We start from the raw sequence: 22,462 nt of genomic DNA, 5'->3' as shown, positions 1-22,462 counted from the left end.
GGTTTCGGTGGACGTGGATCGGGATGTCGGGCGCGTGCCGCAGACTGGGGGGCATGGTCGGGACGGACGCGGCAGGCATGGACAGGACGGGCGCGGCGAGCGGGGACGGGACGGGCGCGGCGAGCGGGGACGGGACGGACGCGGCAGGCATGGACAGGACGGGCGCGGCGAGCGGGGCGGGGACGGACGCGGGCGCGGATCTGCGCGGAGCGGCCCTCGCCACCCTGCGCGAACTCGTCGGGCGCGCGGACGCGGAGTTCCACGACGGCCAGTACGAGGCGATCGAGGCGCTCGTCGCGGGACGGCGCCGAGCGCTCGTCGTGCAGCGGACCGGGTGGGGGAAGTCCGCGGTGTACTTCGTCGCCACGGCGCTCCGGCGACGACAGGGCGCGGGACCGACCGTTCTCGTGTCCCCGCTGCTCGCCCTCATGCGCGACCAGATCGCCGCGGCGGAGCGCGCGGGCGTGCGCGCGGTGGCCATCAACTCGACCAACGCGCATGAGTGGAGCGACGTCCTCGACCGGCTCGACCGGGACGAGGTCGACGTCCTGCTCGTGTCCCCGGAGCGCCTCAACAATCCGTCCTTCCGAGAGGAGCGCCTCCCGGCTGTGGTGGAGCGGATCGGCCTGCTGGTCGTCGACGAGGCCCACTGCATCAGCGACTGGGGGCACGACTTCCGGCCCGACTACCGACGCCTGCGCGACCTCATCGCACAGATGCCCGCCGGAGTGCCGGTCCTCGCGACGACGGCGACGGCGAACAGCCGGGTCGTCGCGGACGTGGCCGAGCAGCTCGGGACGGGCACGGATGCCGGCGCCCCGGGCAATGGCGTGCTCACGATCCGGGGCCCGCTCGCCCGCGCGTCCCTGCGGCTCGGCGTGCTGCGCCTGCCGGACGCGTCACGGCGGCTGGCCTGGCTGCTCAGCCATCTCGACGAGCTTCCGGGCTCGGGCATCATCTACACGCTCACCGTGTCGGCGGCGGTCGACACGGCGCGGCTGCTCCAGGAGCGCGGGCACGCGGTGCGGGCGTACACGGGTCAGACCGACGCCGACGAGCGCGCCGAGTCGGAGGCGATGCTGAAGCGGAACGAGGTGAAGGCGCTCGTCGCGACGAGCGCCTTGGGAATGGGGTTCGACAAGCCGGACCTGGGTTTCGTCCTGCACCTCGGCGCGCCCTCGTCGCCGGTCGCGTACTACCAGCAGGTCGGACGCGCCGGACGCGCGAGCGACAGCGCGGACGTGCTGCTGCTGCTCGGGCCCGAGGACCGCGACATCTGGCACTACTTCGCGACCGCCTCGATGCCCGACGAGGAGCGCGCGGGCCGCGTGCTGGCCGCGCTCTCGGACCAGCCGGTCTCGACCCCGGCCCTGGAGGCCATGGTCGACATCCGTCGGACGCCCCTGGAGCTGCTGCTCAAGGTGCTGGACGTCGACGGGGCGGTGCGGCGGGTCCAAGGGGGCTGGATCGCCACGGGAACCCCCTGGGTGTACGACGCCGAGCGCTACGCCCGCATCGCCGCCGAGCGGCGCGCGGAGCAGCAGCACATGCTCGACTACGAGCAGGCGACGGGCTGCCGGATGGAGTTCCTCCAGCGCGCCCTCGACGACGACACCGCCGCCCCCTGCGGCCGGTGCGACAACTGCGCCGGTGCCTGGTTCTCCGCGGACATCGCCGAGACGGAGGCGTCGCGGGCCGCCGCGTCCCTCGACCGGGTCGGCGTCCCCATCGAGCCCCGTCGTCAGTGGCCCACGGGCGCGGATCGGCTCGGCGTGCCGGTCAAGGGGCGGATCGATCCCAGCGCCCAGGCCGAGGAGGGACGAGCGCTGGCCCGCCTGACGGACCTCGGATGGGGAGGCACCCTGCGCACGCTGTTCGCGGCGGGCGCCCCGGACGGACCCGTCCCGCCGCAGGTGCTCGCGGCCTGTGTCCGGGTGCTCGCCGACTGGGGCTGGACGCAGCGCCCCGTGGCCGTGGTCGCCGTCCCCTCCCGGTCGCGTCCGCAGCTCGTGGACTCGCTCGCCCGCGGCCTCGCCGAGATCGGCCGGCTCCCGTACCTCGGCGCGTTGGCGCCGGTGCACGGCGGCCCGACCGGTGGTCCCGGAGGCAACAGCGCGTTCCGCCTCGCCGGCGTCTGGGAGCGGTTCGGCGCCGACCACCTCGACGTCCCGGCGGGTCCGCTGCTGCTCGTCGACGACCAGGTCGACAGCCGCTGGACCCTCACGGTCGCCGCCGGCGTCCTCCGCGCGGCCGGGGCGAGCGCGGTCCTGCCGTTCGCCCTGGCGCTGCGCGGCTGATCCGGACGCGGGCGCGGCGCGCCCCCGGAGCGGTCGCGTCGCGCCCCCGGAGCGGTCGGGCCGCGCCCGCGGTGCTCCCGGATCCCGGGTCGTTCGCACTCGGTCAACGGCGGCGCGCAGGGCGACAAGACGCGGCCGCGAGCGCGCACCCAGAATGGAGGACGGCGTCGTCCTGCGCCCGCCCCGAACGCTCGAAGGAGAGTCCGATGTCCGATACCGCCGCAGCGGCCGCCGCGCTGCTCGACCGCATCCAGGCCCCCGAGGGGCAGGGGCGTGAGATCCCCGACGCCGCGACCCGGGAGACGATCGGGCGCGCGCCCGTCCAGACGGTGACGGACCTGGACGACGCGATCGCGCGCGCGAAGGCGGCCCAGCCGGCGTGGGAGGCCCTCGGGCACGAGGAGCGCAGCGCGCTGCTGCTGGCCGCCGCCGACGCGATCGACGCGCACGCGGAGCCGCTCGCCTGGATTCTCTCCCGCGAGCAGGGCAAGCCCCTCAACGGCCCCAACGCGCGCTTCGAGCTCGGCGCCTGCTCGGCGTGGCTGCGGACCAACGCGACGACCGTGCTCGAGCCGGAGGTGCTCGTCGACGACGCCGACCTGCACGCCGAGCTCGTCTACAAGGCGGCCGGCGTCGTCGGGGCGATCGGTCCGTGGAACTGGCCTCTGATGATCACGATCTGGCAGATCGGGCCGTCGCTGCGGATGGGCAACACCGTCGTGGCCAAGCCGAGCGAGTACACGCCGCTGAGCGTCCTGGCGATGCTGGCGGTGATGAACGACGTGCTCCCCGCCGACGTCCTCATCGGCGTGTCGGGCGACCGCGAGGTGGGCGCCCGGCTGGCCTCGCACCCGGACATCGACAAGATCATGTTCACGGGATCCACGGCCACCGGCCGCCGGATCATCGAGAGCTCGGCAGGCAACCTCGCCCGGCTCACGCTGGAGCTGGGCGGCAACGACGCGGGCATCGTCCTGCCGGGGACCGACCCCGCGGCGATCGCCCAGGACCTGTTCTGGGGCGCGTTCATCAACACCGGGCAGACCTGCGCGGCGATGAAGCGTCTGTACGTGCACGACTCGATCTACGACCAGGTCGTCGACGCCGTGGCCGAGATCGCCGCCTCGACGCCGATGGGCAACGGGCTGGACGAGGAGAACGTCCTCGGCCCCCTGCAGAACAAGGCGCAGTTCGACATCGTCTCGCGCCTGGTCGAGGACGCCCGGCGGCGCGGCGCGCGCATCGTCACCGGAGGCGAGCCCGCGCCGGAGCTCGGCGAGCTGTTCTATCGTCCGACGATCGTCGCCGACATCGAGGACGGTGCCCCGCTCGTCGACGAGGAGCAGTTCGGCCCGGTGCTCCCGGTCATCCGCTACACGGACGTCGACGACGCGTTCGCCCGCGCGAACGGGCTGGACGCGGGGCTCGGGGCCTCGGTGTGGTCCAGCGACCCCGAGGCCGCGCGGGAGGCGGCGACCCGGATGCAGTCGGGGACGGTGTGGATCAACTCGCACGGCGGGCTGCACCCGATGGTGCCGTTCGGCGGCGTGAAGAGCTCCGGGTACGGTCTGGAGTTCGGGGTGGCGGGCCTGAAGTCCGTGTCGGTGACGCAGGTCGTCTCCGGCCCCGGACGGAGGGGCTGAGCGTGCGGACCGCGATCGTCGTCGGGGCCGGCACCTCGGGCGCGATCGTCGCACGGCGGCTCGCCGACGCAGGCGTCTCCGTGACGCTCGTCGAGGCCGGAGGGTACGACGAGAACCCCGCGATCCACGACCCGTCTCGCGCCGGAGAGCTCTGGCACTCCGCGGAGGACTGGGACTTCTTCACGGTGCCGCAGGAGCATGCGGCCGGTCGCCGGCTGCACCTGCCGCGCGGCAAGGTCACGGGCGGGTCGCACGCGCTCAACGCCATGATCTGGGTGCGCGGCGCCGCCTCCGACTACGACGCCTGGGAGCGCTCGGGCGCCACCGGCTGGGGCTGGGACGAGGTCGAGCCGGTGTACGACGCGATCGAGAACGACCTCCTCCCCGTCACCGACGACTACCCGCTCTCGCCGATCCAGGAGTCGATCGTGGCCGCCGCGGTGCAGGAGGGGCTGTCGCGCAACGAGAACTACAACGGCGGCGTCCTCGACGGCGTCTCGCAGGAGCAGGTGACGATGCGCGACGGTCGGCGCGTGAACACCTGGATGGCCTACGCGCAGCCGATCGCGCAGCGGCTGACGATCGTCACCGGTCGCGAGGTCCACTCCGTGATCGTCGAGGACGGCCGCGCACGCGGGGTCCGGCTGGGCGAGGGCGCCGAGGCGGAGGAGCTGCGTGCGGACGAGGTCGTCCTCGCCGCCGGGGCCATCGGGAGCCCGGTGATCCTGCTGCGCTCGGGGATCGGTCCGCGCGAGGAGCTGGAGGGGCACGGGATCGACGTCGTTGTGGACGCCCCGCAGGTCGGCAGGAACCTGCACGACCACCTGCTCTCCCCGGTGATCTTCACCACGGCGGCGAAGCCGGTCGGACCGCCCCGGCCCGGCGTCTCGGTGACGCAGAGCCACCTCTTCTGGCGGAGCCGGCCCGATCTCGCGGAGCCGGACACGCAGCCGATCCATTTCTCGGTGCCGATGTGGGGAGAGCTGGAGCCGCGCGGGGAGGACGGGTTCACGCTCATGGCCGGGCTCGTCACGCCGCACAGCCGCGGAGCGCTCACCCTGTCCGGACCGGGACTGGCCGACCCGCCGCTGATCGATCTCGCGGCGCTCGCGGACGAGCGCGACCTGGCGTCGTTGGCGGCGTCCGTCCGCCAGTGCCGCCGGATCGGCGCGCAGCCCGCGCTCGCGGGCGAGTGGGGAGCGACGGAGGTCTATCCGGGGCCGGAGGTGACCGACGCCGACGTCGAGGACTGGGTGCGTCGCACGGCGATCACGTACCACCACCAGGTCGGGACGTGCCGCATGGGCAGCGACGACGCGGCGGTCGTGGATCCGCGGCTGCGTGTGCGCGGCGTCGAGGGGCTGCGCGTCGTGGACGCGTCGGTGATGCCCACGGTCCCCACCGGGAACACCAATGCGCCGGCCGCCATGATCGCCGAGCGCGGGGCGCGGTTCCTCCTCGAGGACACGGCCGCGGGCTGAGCCCGCGGCCGGTCAGTCGTCGAGGAGCGCGGCGGCGAACATCGGCCGCGCGGCGTCGGCGCCGGGCGGGTGGAACAGGCTCGCCATCGCGTCGCGGTGCAGGCGGCTGAGCTCGTGGCCGTTGTCGAACCCCGATCCGCTCGTGCACATCAGGGCGGTCTCCGTGGCGCGGCGGGCGACGGCCGACGCGTGGAGACGGGCGCTGACGAGCCGCGGGGCCCAGCCGGCGCCGTGGTCGACGAGCTCGTCGAAGTCGCGGCAGTACGCCTCCAGCTGGGCGGGGACCGCCAGGTACTCGGCGTACGCGTCGGCCAGGCGTGCGCGGAACTCCGGCACCTCCGCATACGTGGTCCCGCTCTTGGCCGAGCGGCGGGCCTTGAGTCCGGCCGCTCCGAGTTCGAGGGCACGCCAGGCGACCCCCGCGTACACGGAGCCGACGAGGAGCTGGAAGGTGCTCGTGATCGCGAAGGTCAGCGGGTCCGGTACGCGGCCGGCGGGGATGCGGCGCGAGACGCGTTCGGGGGCCATGCGGACGCTCTTCAGGATCGTGGCGCGGCTCTGGGAGGCCCGCATCCCCAGCACGTCCCACTGGTCGGACACGGTGATCCCGGGGGTGTCGCGCTCCAGGAACCCGTAGACGAGCATCGGGTTCTCGGGATCCGTGTCGTCCCGTCCGTGGGCGATCAACCGCGTCCAGACGGGGGAGAGCGAGGTGAAGATCTTCACCCCGTCGAGGAGGTAGCCGCCATCCTCCTGCGGCGTCGCGATCGTCTTCGACCCCTGCAGCACCCAGTCGTTGGAGGGCTCGCTGATCCCGAACGCGAAGATCTCGCCCGCCATCGTCTCGGCGAACACCCCGTCGAGAGAGTGGTCGCCGCGCGCCGCCAACGCCTGGACGACGCCCGTGCACATCAGGTGCATGTTGACCGCGAGCGCCGTCGCCGGCGCCGCGGAGGCCAGACGCTGCTGGAGGTGGGACACCTCGTCGAGCGACAGTCCGGGGCCGCCGGCCTCCTCGGGCACGAACAGACGCAGGTAACCGCGGTCGACGAGGTCGGCCAGATCCTCGTCGAAGAAGCGGTTCTCGCGGTCGTACACGGCGGCGCGCTCCCGGAAGCGCTCCATCAGCGCGTCGGGCAGATAGCGCTCGGCGAGCTCCGCGTGGCGGGTCAGGCGATCGGTCATGGCTTCTCCTTCGGGAGGGGTCGGTCGGCGCATCAGGCGCGGGCCGGAGCGGGGGCGAGGACGACGGCGCCGTTGTGGCCGCCGAACCCGAACGACGTCGACAGGACGGTGCGCGGCGACACGGCCCGGGCCTCGCCGGTCACGAGATCCGCGTCCGGGAACTCCGGGTCGTCGAGGTTCAGGGTGGGCGGCACGAGCCCGGTGCGCAGGGACTGGACGGCCAGGATCGCCTCCACGACGCCGGACGCGCCGAGCAGGTGACCGGTGCCGGATTTCGGCGCGGTGAGCGGGATGCCCGGCAGGCGGGGCCCGAACACGTCGCGGAGGGCGGCGACCTCCGCGGCGTCCCCCGCCGGGGTCCCGGTGCCGTGGAGGTTCACGTGGTCGACCTGTTCCGCGGAGATCCCCGCGTCGTCCAGCGCGGAGCGGATCGCCTGCGCGGCGCCTCTTCCTTCGGGCTGCGGCGCGGTGGCGTGGAACGCGTCGCTGGACTCCCCGAACCCGCTCAGCACGGCCAGGGGTGCCGCGCCCCGGGCGTCGGCGACCTCCTCGGCCTCGAGGAGGAGCGCCGCGGCGCCCTGGGCCATCACGAACCCGCGTCGTCCGCGGTCGAAGGGGCGGCTGGCCGACCCCGGGTCGTCCTCGTATCCGCTCGCGAGTGCGCGCAGGTTCGCGTTGGCGGCGAGGTTCACCGGGTTCAGGCAGTCCTCCATCCCGACGACGAGCACGGCGTCGGAATAGCCGTGACGGATCCGACGCAGCGCATCGCCGAGGGCGACGGCGCCGGATGCGCACGTCGCGGTCACGCCGTGCGCGGGGCCGCGCGCGCCGTACCGCTGGCTGAGCAGCGCGGCCGCGGCGTCGGGCGCGCCGTGCACGACCAGGGCGAGGGGGACGCCGCGAGGGCCGCGCGCCGCCAGGGCGCGGGTCGCGGACTGCATGGCGTCGACCGGCCCGGACCCGGTGGCCGCGAGGACGCCGAAGCGCTCCGGCGCCCATGCTCCGGCGGCGTGCTCCGCCCCGGCCGCCGCGGCCGAGGCGAGCGCCTCGTCCGCCGCCGCGATCGCCCAGAGCTGGACGGGGCTCAGCCGGCGCTGCAGGCCGGGCTCCACGAGCCCAGCGGCATCGAATCCGCGCACCCGGCCGCCGGTCCGGACGGGGAGGGAGGCGAACTCGGGCTCGTCGAGGACGGAGACGGCGCTGCGCCCCTGGACGACGGACTCCCACAGCGCGTCGGCGGAGAGTCCGCTGGGCGTGATCGCGCCCATCCCGGTGACGACCGCCCGCCGCATCACAGCCGTACCCCCTCGCCGGCCAGGATCCGCTCGGCCGTCTCGATCCGGCGGATCTTCCCGCCCGCGGTGCGCGGCAGACGCGGCAGCACGTACCACCGCCGCGGCACGAACTGCGGGGCGAGCCGACCGCGCGCCCACGCGCGCAGGCTCGTCTTGTCCGGGAGCGTCGCCGGCTGGTCCGGGGCGGGGGTGGCCGCCGTGCTCCGGATGCGCGAGGGCGTGGTGACCCCGCCCGGCGCGGCGGCGGCCGGTTCGACGACGAGCGCCACGATCCGCCCGAGGTCCTCGTCGGGAAGCGACACCGCGCACACGGCGCCGACACCGGGCGCGTCGGCGAACGCGCGCTCGACGTCGGGAAGGGAGACCTTGTGTCCGCCGGTCACGACGATGTCACCCGCCCGACCGGCGAGGTGCAGCCGCCCGTCGACGATCCGCGCCTGATCGTGCACGGTCGCCCATCCGTCGTCGTCGCGCAGGACCGCGCCCGTGGTGGCCGCGAGATAGCCGTCCGAGGCGGCCTCGGCATGGATCCACAGCGTGCCGAGCTCCCCGTCGGGCACGTCGCGTCCGTCGTCGTCGCGGATCCGGGCGACGATGCCGTCGTAGAGCGTGATCAGTGTGCCGTCGCCGTCCCGGCTGTCCCCGATGAAGCCGATCTCGGCCGCGCCGTAGTAGCTGATCAGCCGCACGTGGGGGAGCACCTCACCGAGCCCGTCGCGGATCGCCGCGGGCAGGTTCGCTCCGCCGGTGACGACGAGGTCCAGCCCGGCGAACCGGAGCGGATCCCGTCGCGCGGCATCGGTGAGCGCGCGCACGACGGCGGGGACGGCGACGATCCGGGTGATGCTCTCGGCGGGGATCCGCGCCGCCATCCGCACCGGGTCGAAGGCGTCGGCGAGGTGCGCCGATCCTCCCGTGGCGAGGCATTCGATCAGCGCATAGAGGGTGAGGCTGTAGGAGAGCGGACCGGGAGCGAGAGTCGCGACACCCGGGAGCGGTTCGAGGTGCGCGGCGGAGACGGCGACGTTGGCGCGGTACTGTCGTCGGGTCTTGAGGAAGGCCTTCGGGTCGCTGGTCGTGCCGGAGGAGAAGAGGAGCAGGAACGCCTCGTCGTCCGCCCGCACCGTCGGTTCCGGGGCGGTGGCGCCGTCGGCCTCGACGGCGACCTCGCGGGAGCGGAACTCGTCGAGGGTGAGGACGGTCCCGGTCCAGCCGCCGTCGGCGAGAGCACGGCGCAGGTCCGGGGAATCGCTGACCACCACGCCGATCCCCGTGGAGACGATCACCCGGACGCGGTGGTCGAGGGGCCACTGCGGATCGAGGGTCGCGGAGACGGCGCGGTATCCGGCCAGCGCGGCGACGATGCGGGCGGTGTGGAACGCGTCGGACAGGCTGACCGCCGTGATCGGGATCCCGCCCGTCTCCGGAGCGGGTGTCGGAGGGGCGGTCTGGGCGCGGTGCGCGGCGTCGACGACGGCGAACACCCGGCGTGAGTCCGCGACGAGCTGCCGGTACGTGAGTGATTCGTCGTCCCCCACGATCGCGAGCCGATCGGGGTGCTGCTCCGCCGTCTCCCGCACGGCCCGCGTGATCGGCACCTGATGACCTCCCCGGCTGAACGGCCCGCTCCAGTCTAGTTTCCGTTCCACCGCTCGGACCCGGTCCCGGCCGCCCCGCTCGCTGAGCGACGCTTCTCGGTCGTTGAGCGACAGAAGCGAGTCGAAACACGGTGCCCCGGGTGGGCGTTTCGGTCGTTGAGCGAGCGAAGCGAGACGAAACGCGGCGCCCCGGGTGGTGGGCGTCGGGTCTCCGCGAGACGAAACGCGGTGCCTCGGGTGGGTGTCTCGGTCGTTGAGCGAGCGAAGCGAGACGAAACGCGGTGCCCCGGGTACGCCCGGGTCTCGATTGACCTGTCTTGCGTCACCAGCTAGCTTGTTTCGCATGACAGTCGACGTCGGATCGCAGATGCGTAAAGGGGTGGTCGAGTACTGCGTGCTCGGGCTGCTCGCGCGCGGTCCGCGCTATGGCTGGGAGCTTGCCGAGCAGCTCACCGCCGCGGGCATGATCGCGAGCATCGGGACCCTCTACCCGCTTCTCGCCCGACTGCGGCAGAGCGGATGGGTGCGCACCTTCGACCAGCGCTCCGATGCGGGGCCGGTGCGCCGGTACTACGAGCTGACCGGAGACGGCGAAGAGCAGCTCGCCCGGTTCCGCCGCCAGTGGGACCCGTTCGCGCGCAGCGTCGCCGCGCTGATCTCCGAGGAGGAGTCATGACAGAACCGACGTCGGACGCCGATCGGCGGCGGGCGCGCTACCTCGCCGACCTCGACGCGGCGCTGAGCGACCTGCCCGATCGTGTCGCCGCCGACCTGCGCAGCGGGATCGCGGAGGAGCTGGAGGGATGGGACGGAGCCGGGCTGGACGCGCGGATCGCCCAGTTCGGGGACCCGCTCGAGATCGCGCGGGCCGCGGGGGACGCGACGGAGCCGGAGAGCGCGCCCGCACCACCGAAAGCGGTCGCTCCCGCCCCGGCCCCGACACCGCTCGGCGCATCACGCCGCTTCGCGATCGTCGCGGCTCTGGTCCTCGCGTTCGGCGGCTTCCTCGTCCCGCTCGCGGGATGGGTCGTCGGCGTCGTGCTCGTGCTGGCCAGCCGGATGTGGCGTGGGTGGGAGAAGGCGGTGGCGATCCTCCTCCCGTTCGCGGCGCTCGCGGTGGGCTTCCTCGTCGCGATCATCGGCCACGCGGTCGGCACATCGGCGGGGACCGCCGGGGCGGGCGAGTACGAGGCGCCGACCCCGGAGATCCCGGGCGGCTATGTTGTCGGCCTCAACGGCTGGCACTTCGGGATCATCCTGGTCTTCCTTCTCGTTCCGCTCTGCGGCGGCTGGCTCCTCTGGCGGCTCCGTGACCGCTCCTCCCCGGTCGTTGAGCGAGCGAAGCGAGTCGAAACGCGGTGACCCGGGGCGCGCCTGACCACGACACCGGTGGGGGCGCTGGGAAGGCGCGGGATTGCGCGGCGAGATCTGCCGGAGATGTTCGGGCCGCGGCAGACGGTGTGGCCCTGGCATCGCCGATGGAACTGCGCTGCCACAACTGGGCGGCCGGGGAACAGCTTCTGCCGATCATGTTCGGCAGAAACGCCCAGCGCACAGCGTGGTCAGGTTCCCGCGCGCTCGAGTTCGAGGATCAGTTCGTCGGCGAACAGCCGCTCCGCTGAGGTGTGGCCGGGCCGTTCCGGGCGCACCAGTGTGAGCACATTGCCGTCCAGTGTTGCGCCGGTGAGCGGACGGAAGGTCAGGCGGCCCTCGCCTACGTCGTCGGCGATGTCATGTCGGCTGAGGAAGGCGATCGCGCTGCCTAAGCCCGCGAGGCGACGCATGGTTTCGATCGACGTGGTGCGGAAGGAGGCCTCGGCGTCGACTCCGGCTCGTTCAAAAGCGTCGGCCATGATGCTGTGCATCACCATGTCGGAGTCGGCGAAGATCAGCGGATACTGCGCACACAGTTCTAGCGGGACAGAAGGGAGAGCGGCGAGGGGATGCTGCGGGGAGAGGACCGCTCCGAGCAGTGAGACCCGCTCCCAGCACACCGCCACCTGACCAGATGTCGGGATGTTGAATCCCAGTCCGAGATCCACTGCGCTGGCGGCGACGGCGTTCACGGTCTGGATCGAGTTCATCGTGCGAATCGTGACCTGAACCTCGGGATGCCGGGCGTGGAACCGTGCGGCGACGAGGGCTACGACGCTGCTGGCCAGGCCGGTCACGGTCGCGATCGTCACATCACCGCTGGGTCGTTCCTGCAGGGCGTGCATCTCTGCGAGGGTCTCGCGGTAATTCTGCTGGGTGCGGTGGATGTGTCTGAGCAGCACGGTTCCGGCCGGAGTCGGCCGCATCCCTCGGGGCAGTCGCTCGAACAGCGGTTCGCCGAGTTCCTGCTCGAGCAGGATGATCTGGCGGTTGATCGCAGACGGCGCAACGTGCAGTTGTGCACCGGCCGCGCGGATCGACCCCAGGCGCGCCACCTGGTCGAAGTACTCCATCACACGGGAATGCAACATCCGATCCCCTCCCGAATATTGTGCTGAATTCTCGCACAGTCCATGCGAAAACGGATGCTTGTTGGCAACAGTCCCCTGAGCTTCTATGGAGCAAGAAGACCCGGCATTCGAAAGTGAGTGAGGACCATGATGTTCACGCAGCCGACCAGGACCGGACATGCCGGACTCGTAGTGAATGCTGAAGACGTGCAGGCCGAGGAGAGCTATGTGCGCGAGATCTTCAGCATCCTTCAGGGTGAGCGTGAGGCGGACCTTCTGCTGCACGACCTGAACATCCTCGACGTGCACAGCGAAGAGGTGTTCCCGGGGTCGCTGCTCGTGCACCACGGACGGATCATCGCCCTCAATCCCGACGAAGACGTGCTCAAGGTCCGCGAACGTTTCGACGGCCAGGGGCTGTACGCGATCCCGGGGCTGATCGACGCGCACCTGCACTTCGAATCGCAACTCGCACATCCCGCGGCGTTCGGCGAGGCGATCGTGCCGAGTGGGACGACGACGATCTTCGCCGAGACGCTGGACTTCGCCAGCGCTGCGGGGGACGAGGGGGTCGAGGCGGCCGAAGGGCTGTTCCGCAACTACGACAAGCTGCCCTACCGCATCTACGCATTCGCGCCGGGCAAGAAGGCGTCGGTCGAGGTCACCGAGGCGATGCTGCAGATGGACCCGGTCATCGGCCTCGGCGAGCTCGCCCACCTGTCGTACATGACCGGTGACGACGACGACTTCCGACGCTCCGCTCTGGGGCGAGCGAGCGGCGGATACGTCAATAACCACTGGGGCGTGACCGCCCTACCGGACATGCTCCTGAACTACATGCCCGCGATCGGCGCGCATAACAACCACGATGTCTGGAACGAGGAGGACATCGCCAAGAGTCTCCGCTACGGGCAGTACACCCAGATCAAGTTCGGCGTGGGCAGCCCCGAGGTCATCCGCAACATGCTGCGGGCGATCGTCAAGCGGCGGTGGCCGGCCGAGAACTTCCAGCTGTGCGCGGACAACATCTCCGTGGACCGGGTGCTCAAGCACGGCCACATCGACTGGGTGATCTCGCTCGCGATCGAGATGGGCCTCGACCCGATCAAGGCGATCAAGATGGGCACCCTTTACGCGGCGCAGTCCTTTCACAAGGACGCCGACCTCGGGTCGCTCGCCCCAGGTCGGCTCGCCGACATCGTGCTCACCGACAGCCTTGCCCGGATCAACCCCCGCTACGTCTTCAAGGGCGGCGAACTCGTCGCGAAGGACCGGAAGCTGCTGGCATCGCTGGAGGAGCTGGACTACTCGGGCATGGTGAAGGAGGCGAAACCGGGGCTCGGCGACGTGCAGGCGACGCAGCTCGAAATCACGCCTCTCGAGGTGTCCGACGACGGCACGCAGGCCAAGGTGCTCGTCTTCGACGTGTACGGGCGCGGCCACCTGAAGTTCGCCGAGGAAGCCTGGGTGCCCTACCGCGACGGGGCGGTCGTCCCCGAGGTCGACGGGGTCGCGTTGAACCGCATCTCGGTTGTGCAGCGCTACACCGACGGAGAACGGCACATCGTGAATGGGCTGTTCAAGGGTGTGAAGATCGATCGCGGTGCCGTCTCGGTGTTCTGGCCGGCACCGTATCCCTACTTCGTCTCCGTCGGAGCCGACGTCGCCGCGATGCACGACAACCTGCTCCGCCTGGACCAGCAGGTCGGCGGATGCCTGGTCACCGACGGCGAGGCGGCGACGGCATCTCTCGCGCTGGACATCTACGGTGTGATGGCCGACATGGATCTCGACGGCCTGGTCCATGCCACGCGGCGGGTCGACGCCGCTCTGGAGGAGCTCGGGAACGTCAATGAGGGCGAGCCTGTCGTCAACAAGCTGCTCACCCTGTTCATCTCGCTGGACCGGTTCGGCTTCATGGTCTGAGCCCGTCGGTGCGGGCTCGGCACCCCGGCCGAGCCCGCCCCCGGCGTCCGCGAGGGTGCGGGTGCCAAGTAATCGTTCGCAGAGCCAAAGGAGGCACTGTCATGGGGCATGTCAACGCTCGGGATGCCGGGATCATCGACAATGGCAATCTCGTCCGCCGCTGGATAACGTACGTCGTCGGCATCTACCTCCTCACCCTCGGGGTGAGCCTCGCCATCCGAGCCGGCATCGGCATCTCGCCGCAGAGCAGCCTGACCCGCACGATGACACTGATCTTCCCGGGGGTCAGTCAGGGCACCTTCAACTTCGCGCTGGAGATCCTGATGCTCGTCCTCGCGTTTCTCGTCATGCCGAAAGGCTTCAGGTGGCGCAACCTTCTTTCGCTGATCCCCGCCTTCATCCTCGCGTTCCTGCTCGACGTGAACCTCTTTCTCACTGAATGGGTGACGCCCGAGCCGTACATCGCCAGAGTCGCTCTGCTGCTCTTCGCCGACGCCCTGCTGGCGTTCGGGCTGTTCCTGATGATCCGCGCCAACCTCGTGCTGATGCCGATCGACCTGTTCGTGAACACCCTCCACGTGAAGACCGGGCGCAAATGGGGCAACCTGAAGACCATCTTCGACTGCTGCCTGCTGATCACCTCGGCCGCCATCGGACTGCTCTTCTTGGGCTCGCCGCAGTTCATCCGCGAGGGAACCATCATCAACGCGATCTTCGTCGGCCAATACGTCAAGCTCTACACATGGATCTTCACGAAGATCACCGGACGCAGGAAGGCCGCGGCCGCACGCGACAACCTCCTCGAAGCCTGACGTACACGGTCCGCGTCACATGGACACCGCTGGCCGGGGATGCCATTTGTCAGACGCGCTGTGGGCGGCGGCGAACCGTCCGGGTGTTGCGCTCCTCGCTCAACGACCGGGGGAGAGACGAAACGCGGTGACCCGACGGATGGTCAGGTCACCGCGTTTCGTGGCGATGCGGGGCGGGGCGGATGTCGCACGGGGCGCCCCGGGTCAGCGCAGCCGCTTCTTGTACAGGGCCACGGCGACGCCGTAGGCGACGACGAGGATCCCGAGCATCCAGGCCAGGGCGACCCAGATCTCCCCTCCGACGGGCTGGCCCGCGAACAGCGCACGGATGGTGTTCACGATGGATGTCACCGGCTGGTGCTCGGCGAACCAGGCGACCGGTCCGGGCATCGACGACGTCGGCACGAACGCGGAGCTGATGAACGGGAGGAAGATCAGCGGGTAGCTGAACGCGCTCGCCCCGTCCACGGTCTTGGCGGCCAGGCCCGCGATCACGGCGATCCAGGTCAGCGACATGGTGAACAGCACGAGGATCCCCGCCACGGCGAACCAGGCCCCCACGGACGCCCCGGTGCGGAAGCCCATGAGGAACGAGACGCCCACGACGATCGCCAGCGACACCACGTTCGCGACCAGCGAGGTCAGCACGTGCGCCCACAGCACGCTCGAACGCGCGATCGGCATGGACTGGAAGCGCTCGAAGATGCCGCCCTGCATGTCCAGGAACAGCCGGTACGCCGTGTAGGCGATGCCGGAGGCGATGGTGATGAGGAGGATCCCCGGGAGCATGTAGTCGATGTACGACCCCTCCGTCCCGGTGCGGATCGCGCCGCCGAGGACGAAGACGAACAGCAGCATCATCGCGATCGGCGTGACCGCCGTGGTGATGATCGTGTCGGGGCTGCGGAGGATGTGGCGCAGGGACCGGCTCGTGAGCACGCCGGTGTCGCGCAGGACGTGAGTGGTCATCGGAGTTCCTTTCGGGATGCGCCGGCCTCGGCCGGCGCGTCGGTCTCGGACGGCGAGGCGTCGCCGACGAGGGCGAGGAAGACGTCCTCGAGGCTGGGCTGCTTCTCCACGTACTCGACCGTGGCCGAGGGGAGCAGCTGCTTGAGCTCGGCGAGCGTGCCGTTCTGGATGATGGTGCCCCGGTGGAGGATCGCGATGCGGTCGGCGAGCTGCTCGGCCTCGTCCAGGTACTGGGTCGTCAGCAGCACGGTCGTGCCGCCGCGGGCGAGGTCGCGGACGGTGTCCCAGACCTCGATGCGGGCCTGGGGGTCCAGGCCCGTCGTGGGCTCGTCGAGGAAGATGATCGCCGGGTCCCCGATGAGGCTCATCGCGATGTCGAGCCGGCGACGCATGCCGCCGGAGTACGTCCCGGCCTTGCGCGATCCCGCATCGGTGAGCGAGAACCGCGCGAGCATCGCGTCGGCGGCGGCGCCCGGGTCCTTCAGGTGCCGCAGCTGAGCGACGAGCACGAGGTTCTCGCGCCCGGTCAGCACCTCGTCCACGGCGGCGAACTGCCCGGTGAGGCTGATCGACTCGCGCACGTCGTCGGACTCGGCGCCGACGTCGAAGCCGTTCACCGTGGCGGTGCCGCCGTCGGCCTTCAGCAGCGTCGACAGGATGCGCACGAGCGTGGTCTTGCCGGCGCCGTTGGAGCCGAGGAGGGCGAAGATGCTGCCCTCCGCCACGTCGAAGTCGACGCCGCGCAGGACCTGGAGGTCCTTGTAGGACTTGGTGATCCCCTGGACCCGGATGGCCGGGCGGGTGGCGGTGAGGGCGGTCATCATTCCTTCTCCTTCGCGGCGCGCTCGGCCTCGTCGACGGCCTTGGTCAGGCGGGCGCGCTCCTTGTCGATCCAGTTCTTGCCCGAGTAGGCGGCGGCGAACGTCTCGATGAAGTCCACCGGGTCGTCGCCGACGATGTCGCGCAGCGGCGTGCCGTCGGCCACCGCCGACTCCCACAGGTCGGCGAAGTCCGTGAACATCGTGATGAGCGTGGCCCCGTCCTCGACGGGGCCGTTGTACATCAGGTACCGGTGGCAGGCCTTGGCGGCGGCGTGGTACGGCTCGGGCAGGGCCTCGATGCGGGCCATGTCCTTCTTGTACTGCTTCTTCTGGTCGAGGGAGCCGGTGAGGGCTTCGATCCACTTGGGTGCGGCCATGGTCATTCTCCTTGGGTGGTGGGGGTGTCGTGCGGGGTGCGGAGCCGGTCGATGCGCTCCTCGAGGAAGGTCCAGGTCTCCCAGAACTCGTCGAGGGCGGCGCGGCCCTGCGCGTTGAGGGTGAAGACCTTGCGGGGCGGTCCCTTCTCGGACGGGACCTTCTCCACGTCCACGAGCCCGCGCTGCTCGATCCGGACGAGGAGGGCGTAGACGGTGCCCTCCACGATCTCGGTGAAGCCCTGCTCGCGAAGGCGCGCGGTGATCTCGTAGCCGTAGGCCGGCCGGGTCGCGAGGGTGGCGAGAACGATGCCTTCGAGGGTGCCCTTCAGCATCTCCGTCAGCTGCTTGCCCATGTCGTCCTCCTTTCGCTATTCGGTGTCGTTGATATTCAGTGTTGCTAGGTACCGCTAGACGGTAACACTGAGTACCGGTACTTGGCAACACCGAATACCAAAAGACGGCCGCAACGCAGCGAGTGGTCAGTTTCTGTGGGTTGAGACGGTGTCAACCCACAGAAACTGACCACTCGATGAGGGGGAGACGGCTAGGAGGCGGAGAAGACCTCGCGCCCGGCGAACCAGGTGGAGAGCACCCGGGTGCGCACGATGTCCTCCGGCGGGCCTGCGATCGCATCGCGGTCCAGCACGACGAAATCCGCGGACTTGCCCACGGCCAGGGAGCCCGTCTCGTCGCCCAGGCCCATCGCGGTCGCCGCGTTGATCGTGAACACCTCCAGCGCCTCCTCGGCGGTGATCGCCTGTTCCGGCCACAGCACGCCGGGCGCACGACCGAGCGGGTCGGCGCGGGTGACGAGCCCCTGGATCCCCTCCAGCGGGTTCGGCGACTCGCTGACCGGCCAGTCCGAGCCCCCGGCGACGAGCGCGCCGGAATCGATCAGCGTGCGATTGGGCTGCGAGTGCTCGGCGCGCTCGCCGAGCACCTCGGCCAGCGCGTCCGGGATGACCCCGGGGAACCAGATGAAGGGGGAGATGTCCGCGGTCACCTTCAGTGCGGCGAGCCTCGGAAGGTCCGCGTCGGCGAGGAACTGGCCGTGCGCGATCTGCAGCGGCATGCCGATGCCCTCCGAGCGCAGCTGCTGCGCGGCGTCCAGGACGAGGCGGGCGGATCCGTCTCCGGTGCAGTGGATCTTCGCTCCGAGCCCCCGCGCGTCCACGACGCGCAGCCAGTCGAGCAGCTCCTCCGCGGTCATGGTGGTCGTGCCGTGGAAGTGGGCGCCGTGCGCGTCGTCCGCGACATAGGGGTCGAGGAACGACGCCGTGCGGGCCGGCGGCACGCCGTCGAGGAAGATCTTGACGAAGTCCGGACGATGGTGGACGGTCCGGAACCGCTCGCCCTGCGTGATGAGCGGCATCCCCACCGGATCCACCCCGAAGATCTCGTCGTTGACGAGGAGCGACGACACGACCCACGCGTCGAGCTCGCCCGCCCGGTCCAGGTCGGCCAGCGCGCCCAGGATCTCGACAGAGACCCCGGCATCCTGGAACGCCGTGATGCCGTAGGAGCTCACGAGCTCGACGCCCCGCCGGGACGCCTCCCGATGCTGGGCCGCCGTCAGCCCTCCGGCACGCTCGAGCGCCTCCTGCACCGGGATCCCCGCCGCCTCCAGCAGGACCCCGGTGGGCGTGCCGTCCTCGGGGTCGAGCAGCGTCACGCCGCCTGCGGGGACGGATCCGGCGGTGATCCCGGCGAGCTCCAGCGCCCGCGTGCTCGCCCACCGGTTGTGCCGGGAGTCCTCGGCGATGACGACGGGGCGCCCGCCGGCGGCCTCGTCCAGCCTCCGCCGCACGGCCGTGCTCGCCAGTGTCGGCAGGAGCGTCGTCGCGACGACGCCGCCCACGATCCATGCGTCCTCCGGCAGGCTCGCCGCCCGCTCCCGGATGCGGTCGAGGATCTCGTCGAGCGTCAGCGAGGGCGTGAGGACCAGCTCGAACAGATCCGTGCGCCCGGCGATCGCGTGGTGGTTGTGCACGTCGACGAACCCGGGATACACGGCGGCGTCCGGACCGAGGTCCACGACGCGCGTGTCCGGGCCCCGCCACGCGTCGACCGTCTCGCGATCGCCGATCACCGCGATCCTTCCGCCGCGCACGGCGAAGGCCTCCGCGGACGGGGCGTCGCGGACGAGGGTTCGGATCGTCCCCGCCCGTACGACGAGGTCGGCCGGTGCGTCGGGGGAGCGCTCGGCGGGCGAGTCCGCGGAGTGCTCGGCAGGCGCGTCCGTCATCTCAGGCGTCCCCGTCGGCGGCGGGGAACGAGGTGGGCTCGAGGTCCGGGGCGTGGTGCGTCACCGACAGCAGTCGTCCCCAGGCGCCGAACGTGAAGTGCGTCGGCACCTCGCCGGACTCGTCCAGCCCGAACAGGACGCCGTGCGAGCGGATCCGCGAGGCGTCCCGGTGATCGGCGATCGTCACGGACGCGCAGGGGATCACCTTCTCACGCCACGCGAAGACGTAGATCCCGGGCCGGATCTGCCAGACGCTGTTCTCGTCCGTGTCGGCGAGACCGCGCTCGGGCCCGGCGAGGCACTGCCACGAGTACCAGCGCTCCGACAGGTAGACGTGCTCGTAGGCGTGCTCGGTGCTGTACACCCACTCGACCCGGCGGCCGATGAGCGTGCGCGTCGGCGCGGGCGCGTCGCCGGAGACGGCGGCCCCGTCGATCTCGGCGGGGCCGAAGAAGTGCTGGACGCGCGTGCGTCCCCGCTCCGGGGGGAGGATCCGGCTCACCACGGACAGGACGCGGCCGTGGCGGAGGTCCACCACGAGCGAGACCGCCTCGGTCGGGAGGGTCTCGTGATGGAACTGGACGAAGAAGAGCTCGTCGTCCACCTCGAACGCCTCGTACGCGTCGGTTCCGGAGGAGGCCGCCGTGGCGTCGCCGGCTCCCGGCGTGTAGTCCCAGCTCACCCGATCCGCGGTGAAGCGGTGGCTGATCCGGGTGCCGTTGGGCGCGGTGACGTTCACCTCGCGGCCGTCGAGCGCGGTCGTGTGCGCGGCCTTGTTGGCGTCGAACCCGGGGGCGAGCCCGTCCAGGGGGAGCCACGTCGAGGTGTCGGCGGGGTTCAGCGTGGTCATGGTTCTCCTTCGGTGGGCCCCGGGGCGGTCCTCGGGGCGGTGATGGATCGGCGGAGCGGTCAGCGGCTGCTGACGCGTTCGAGGTCGGTGGCGAGGCCGTCGTACACGGCGGGACGGTTGCGGCGCAGATAGGCCGCGTAGACGATGCCGCCGATCAGCGCGAGGACGAGAAGCAGCGGCATGAGACGGATGGCGAGCTCCTGGGAACCGGCGACGATGTCGAAGTTCACCACCGCCAGCACGGAGATCGCGGCGATCCCCAGGAAACCGATCCCCGGTGCGATCAGAGTGCTCCACAGCCGCGTGTCGCTCGCCCGACGGAAGTACACGACGATCGACAGAGCGGCGAGCCCCTGCAGGATCAGCACGCTGAGCGTTCCGAAGCCGAGCATGGCCGGGACGAGCGTCACGATCGGATCCGCCCCCGCGAGGAAGAAGACCACCGCCACGGCCGCGGCGAACCCGGCCTGCACGATGCCGGCGATCTGCGGCGCTCCCGTCGTGCGGGTACGGGCGAACGCGTGCGGGAGGATCCGCGCCCGGCCGAGGGCGTAGAGGTACCGGGTGGCCGAGTTGTGGAACGCGAGCATCGCCGCGAACAGGCTCACCAGCAGCAGGATCATCATGACCGTGGTCAGCGGTCCGCCGAGGTATGTCTGCGAGAGCGAGAAGATGAGGTCCCCCGTCGGCAGGTGCTCCAGCGCGACGCCCTGGGCCTGGGCGACCCCGGTGGCGCTGACGACCGCCCACGTGGTCACCCCGAGGATCACGCCGATCGCGGTGATGGCGGTGTACGTGGCGCGCGGGATCGTGCGCAGCGGCTGCTTCGCCTCCTCGCTGAACAGGGCCGTGGCCTCGAACCCCAGGAACCCGGTCGCCGCCAGCAGCAGTCCGATCGGAAGGGACCCGCCGAACACGGCCTCGGGGCTGAACGCGGAGACGTCGTACCCGGTCTGGACGAGCACCGAGACGTCGAAGACGACGAGCATGAGGACTTCCAGCACCAGGCACACGCCGAGGACCTTCGAGCTGAAGTCCACGCCGATCCGCGCGAGCACGAAGCAGACCGCGATCGACAGCAGACCCCAGACGATCCAGTGCAGGTCGAACCCGGTGAGGTCTCGGACGATGGTCTGCATGAAGAAGCCGCTCGTGCCGATCGTCCCGACGACGAAGAAGTTGTAGCCCAGCGTGGCGATGAGGCCGGCCACGAGGCCGCCCGTGCGCCCGAGCCCCTTGACGACGAACGCGTAGAAGCCGCCGGCGTTGACGAGCTGCTTGGACATCTGCGCGTAGCCGACGGCGAACAGCAGGAGGATCGCGGCGACGAGGAAGAACGACACCGGGGTGCCGCCGCCGTTGCCCAGGGCGATGGCCAGCGAAGCGACCACCACGATGCCCGTGAGCGGAGCGACGGCGGCCAGGACCAGGAAGACGATGCCGGCCACGCCGAGCGCGCCGGGGCGCAGCGTGGTCCCTGGCCCGTCGTGCAGGGCGGTCGCGGGTGCGGGATTCGGATCGGCCACGTCGGCTCCTTCGCTCGGGTGACGGTGTCGGCGACGGCGTCGCGGCAGGGTCGCGTCGCCGGATGTGTTTGCGAGTCTGCTCTTTCCGCATCGATGCGGATTGACCGTGAGCGAAGGGCATTGGTGCGAGGGCGCACACCGGGCCCGGCGTCGTTCGCCGGAGACGGGGCGAGGAGCAGGATGACGGTCGGAGGGGCGGCCGCACGGACGGGCGCTCCGCCCCGGGAGAACGACGGAGGGGGCGGCGATGGAGCTGCGGCTGCGGGGGAGGACCGCCCTGGTGACGGGGGCTGCCGGCGGCATCGGCCGGGCCGTTGCCCGGACGCTCGCCGACGAGGGCATGCGGCTCGTGCTCCTGGACCGGGACGAACCGGGGCTCCGCGAGACGGCGGAACCGATCGCGGACGCGGTCATCCGCGTGGCGGACGTCACCGCGGAGGACCAGGTCGCCGCCGCCATCGGCGACGACGCGCTGCACGCGGTCGTCTGCTGCGCGGGCATCTCCGGGCCGGTCGGCACCGGGATCGAGCAGACGCCGCTCGCCGCGTGGGACGCCGTGTTCGCGGTGAACGTGAGGGGTGCCTTCCTCGTGCTCAAGCACGCTCTCCCCGCGCTGCGCCGCGCCGACTCCGCCGCCGTGGTGCTCGTCGCCAGCGACTCCGCTGTCGTGGCCTCTCCGGGGATGGCACCCTACTGCGCGTCCAAGGCGGCGCTGGTGCAGTTCGGCCGGGCCCTGTCCGTGGACCTCGCCGGCGACGGCATCCGCGTCACCAGCGTCTCGCCGTCCGTCGTCGACACACCGATGAGCCGCAGCGATCTCGGCGTGGACGGGTTCGGGGATGCGCCGTATCCCGTGCAGAGCGCCGACGAGGTCGCCGACCACGTCGCCTACCTGCTGTCGCCGCGGGCGCGGGCCATCAACGGCACCGGGCTCCTCGCCGACTTCGGCGTCAGCGCCCGGTCCGGCTTCCCCGCCTGAGCACCCACGACCAT

Annotated in this window: 19 protein-coding genes; 8 read left to right on the top strand and 11 right to left on the bottom strand. The window is 71.2% G+C overall.

Translation table 11 applies throughout. The annotated features are described in order from the left end of the window. Positions 1–149: 149 nt before the first annotated feature. The 3 genes from K8F61_RS08580 to K8F61_RS08570 all read left to right on the top strand — a co-directional run bounded on the left by K8F61_RS08580 (position 150) and on the right by K8F61_RS08570 (position 5,421). Positions 150–2,297: a RecQ family ATP-dependent DNA helicase gene (locus tag K8F61_RS08580; protein ID WP_231821530.1), complete on the top strand. Its 2,148-nt coding sequence runs from the start codon at positions 150–152 to the stop codon at positions 2,295–2,297. Between the two features lie 206 nt (positions 2,298–2,503). Beyond that, positions 2,504–3,940, top strand: coding sequence for an aldehyde dehydrogenase family protein (locus K8F61_RS08575; RefSeq protein ID WP_231821348.1), 1,437 nt, complete (start codon positions 2,504–2,506; stop codon positions 3,938–3,940). A 2-nt stretch (positions 3,941–3,942) separates the two neighbouring features. Beyond that, positions 3,943–5,421 carry a GMC family oxidoreductase gene (locus K8F61_RS08570; RefSeq protein ID WP_231821347.1) on the top strand — a complete coding sequence of 493 codons (1,479 nt, stop codon included), beginning with the start codon at positions 3,943–3,945 and terminating at the stop codon, positions 5,419–5,421. A 12-nt stretch (positions 5,422–5,433) separates the two neighbouring features. On the opposite strand, the gene K8F61_RS08565 is transcribed toward K8F61_RS08570, so the two are convergent. From K8F61_RS08565 to K8F61_RS08555, 3 genes are read right to left on the bottom strand one after another with little or no spacing between them, the layout of a single operon-like run. After that, complete coding sequence (locus K8F61_RS08565; protein WP_231821346.1) at positions 5,434–6,606, bottom strand: acyl-CoA dehydrogenase family protein; 1,173 nt, start codon at positions 6,604–6,606, stop codon at positions 5,434–5,436. 32 nt (positions 6,607–6,638) lie between these two features. Beyond that, positions 6,639–7,898: a beta-ketoacyl-[acyl-carrier-protein] synthase family protein gene (locus tag K8F61_RS08560; protein WP_231821529.1), complete on the bottom strand. Its 1,260-nt coding sequence runs from the start codon at positions 7,896–7,898 to the stop codon at positions 6,639–6,641. Continuing rightward, positions 7,898–9,499 carry a class I adenylate-forming enzyme family protein gene (locus K8F61_RS08555; protein WP_231821345.1) on the bottom strand — a complete coding sequence of 534 codons (1,602 nt, stop codon included), beginning with the start codon at positions 9,497–9,499 and terminating at the stop codon, positions 7,898–7,900. The genes K8F61_RS08560 and K8F61_RS08555 overlap by 1 nt, the downstream gene beginning before the upstream one ends. 343 nt (positions 9,500–9,842) lie before the next feature. On the opposite strand from K8F61_RS08555, the gene K8F61_RS08550 reads away from it, so the two are divergent. Together K8F61_RS08550 and K8F61_RS08545 are read left to right on the top strand one after the other, a co-directional pair. Then, positions 9,843–10,175: a PadR family transcriptional regulator gene (locus K8F61_RS08550; RefSeq protein ID WP_231821344.1), complete on the top strand. Its 333-nt coding sequence runs from the start codon at positions 9,843–9,845 to the stop codon at positions 10,173–10,175. Beyond that, positions 10,172–10,861 (top strand): HAAS signaling domain-containing protein, encoded by a 690-nt coding sequence (locus tag K8F61_RS08545; protein ID WP_231821343.1) that lies wholly within the window; start codon positions 10,172–10,174, stop codon positions 10,859–10,861. The genes K8F61_RS08550 and K8F61_RS08545 overlap by 4 nt, the downstream gene beginning before the upstream one ends. A 200-nt stretch (positions 10,862–11,061) precedes the next feature. Here the strand turns inward: K8F61_RS08545 and K8F61_RS08540 are convergent, their stop codons facing one another. After that, complete coding sequence (locus K8F61_RS08540) at positions 11,062–12,228, bottom strand: LysR family transcriptional regulator (RefSeq protein ID WP_231821342.1); 1,167 nt, start codon at positions 12,226–12,228, stop codon at positions 11,062–11,064. Here K8F61_RS08540 and K8F61_RS08535 point away from each other — a divergent pair. Beyond that, positions 12,172–13,869: an amidohydrolase family protein gene (locus tag K8F61_RS08535; protein ID WP_231821341.1), complete on the top strand. Its 1,698-nt coding sequence runs from the start codon at positions 12,172–12,174 to the stop codon at positions 13,867–13,869. The two genes, K8F61_RS08540 and K8F61_RS08535, sit on opposite strands and share 57 nt — an antisense overlap. Before the next feature lie 101 nt (positions 13,870–13,970). Beyond that, complete coding sequence (locus K8F61_RS08530) at positions 13,971–14,681, top strand: YczE/YyaS/YitT family protein (RefSeq protein WP_231821340.1); 711 nt, start codon at positions 13,971–13,973, stop codon at positions 14,679–14,681. A gap of 204 nt (positions 14,682–14,885) precedes the next feature. On the opposite strand, the gene K8F61_RS08525 is transcribed toward K8F61_RS08530, so the two are convergent. The 7 genes from K8F61_RS08525 to K8F61_RS08495 form a co-directional block, all read right to left on the bottom strand. Further along, entirely contained in the window at positions 14,886–15,650 is a 765-nt protein-coding gene (locus tag K8F61_RS08525) for an ABC transporter permease (protein ID WP_067246542.1), read from the bottom strand. Beyond that, the gene (locus K8F61_RS08520; RefSeq protein WP_231821528.1) at positions 15,647–16,471 is read right to left on the bottom strand and encodes an ABC transporter ATP-binding protein; all 825 of its coding nucleotides are present in this window, start codon (positions 16,469–16,471) and stop codon (positions 15,647–15,649) included. Before K8F61_RS08520 ends, K8F61_RS08525 begins: the two co-directional genes overlap by 4 nt. Beyond that, on the bottom strand, positions 16,471–16,848 hold the full coding sequence (locus K8F61_RS08515) for a DUF1048 domain-containing protein (protein ID WP_217996224.1): 378 nt from the start codon (positions 16,846–16,848) through the stop codon (positions 16,471–16,473). The genes K8F61_RS08520 and K8F61_RS08515 overlap by 1 nt, the downstream gene beginning before the upstream one ends. A gap of 2 nt (positions 16,849–16,850) precedes the next feature. Further along, positions 16,851–17,201 (bottom strand): PadR family transcriptional regulator, encoded by a 351-nt coding sequence (locus tag K8F61_RS08510; RefSeq protein WP_231821339.1) that lies wholly within the window; start codon positions 17,199–17,201, stop codon positions 16,851–16,853. 191 nt (positions 17,202–17,392) lie between these two features. Then, entirely contained in the window at positions 17,393–19,093 is a 1,701-nt protein-coding gene (locus K8F61_RS08505) for an amidohydrolase (protein ID WP_231821338.1), read from the bottom strand. 1 nt (position 19,094) lies between these two features. Continuing rightward, a complete protein-coding gene (locus tag K8F61_RS08500) occupies positions 19,095–19,943 on the bottom strand; it encodes a molybdenum cofactor biosynthesis F family protein (RefSeq protein WP_231821337.1) in 849 nt (282 codons plus the stop codon). Between the two features lie 59 nt (positions 19,944–20,002). Then, positions 20,003–21,469, bottom strand: coding sequence for an APC family permease (locus K8F61_RS08495; protein WP_231821336.1), 1,467 nt, complete (start codon positions 21,467–21,469; stop codon positions 20,003–20,005). A gap of 247 nt (positions 21,470–21,716) precedes the next feature. Here K8F61_RS08495 and K8F61_RS08490 point away from each other — a divergent pair, with 247 nt between their 5' ends. Next, positions 21,717–22,448: an SDR family NAD(P)-dependent oxidoreductase gene (locus K8F61_RS08490; RefSeq protein WP_231821335.1), complete on the top strand. Its 732-nt coding sequence runs from the start codon at positions 21,717–21,719 to the stop codon at positions 22,446–22,448. Positions 22,449–22,462: the final 14 nt, after the last annotated feature.

It is taken from the genome of Microbacterium resistens (assembly GCF_021172025.1).
In the GTDB taxonomy this organism is placed as follows: domain Bacteria; phylum Actinomycetota; class Actinomycetes; order Actinomycetales; family Microbacteriaceae; genus Microbacterium; species Microbacterium resistens.
Note: the sequence above shows the minus strand (reverse complement) of the source record. Positions and strands in the feature narration are given on the sequence as shown.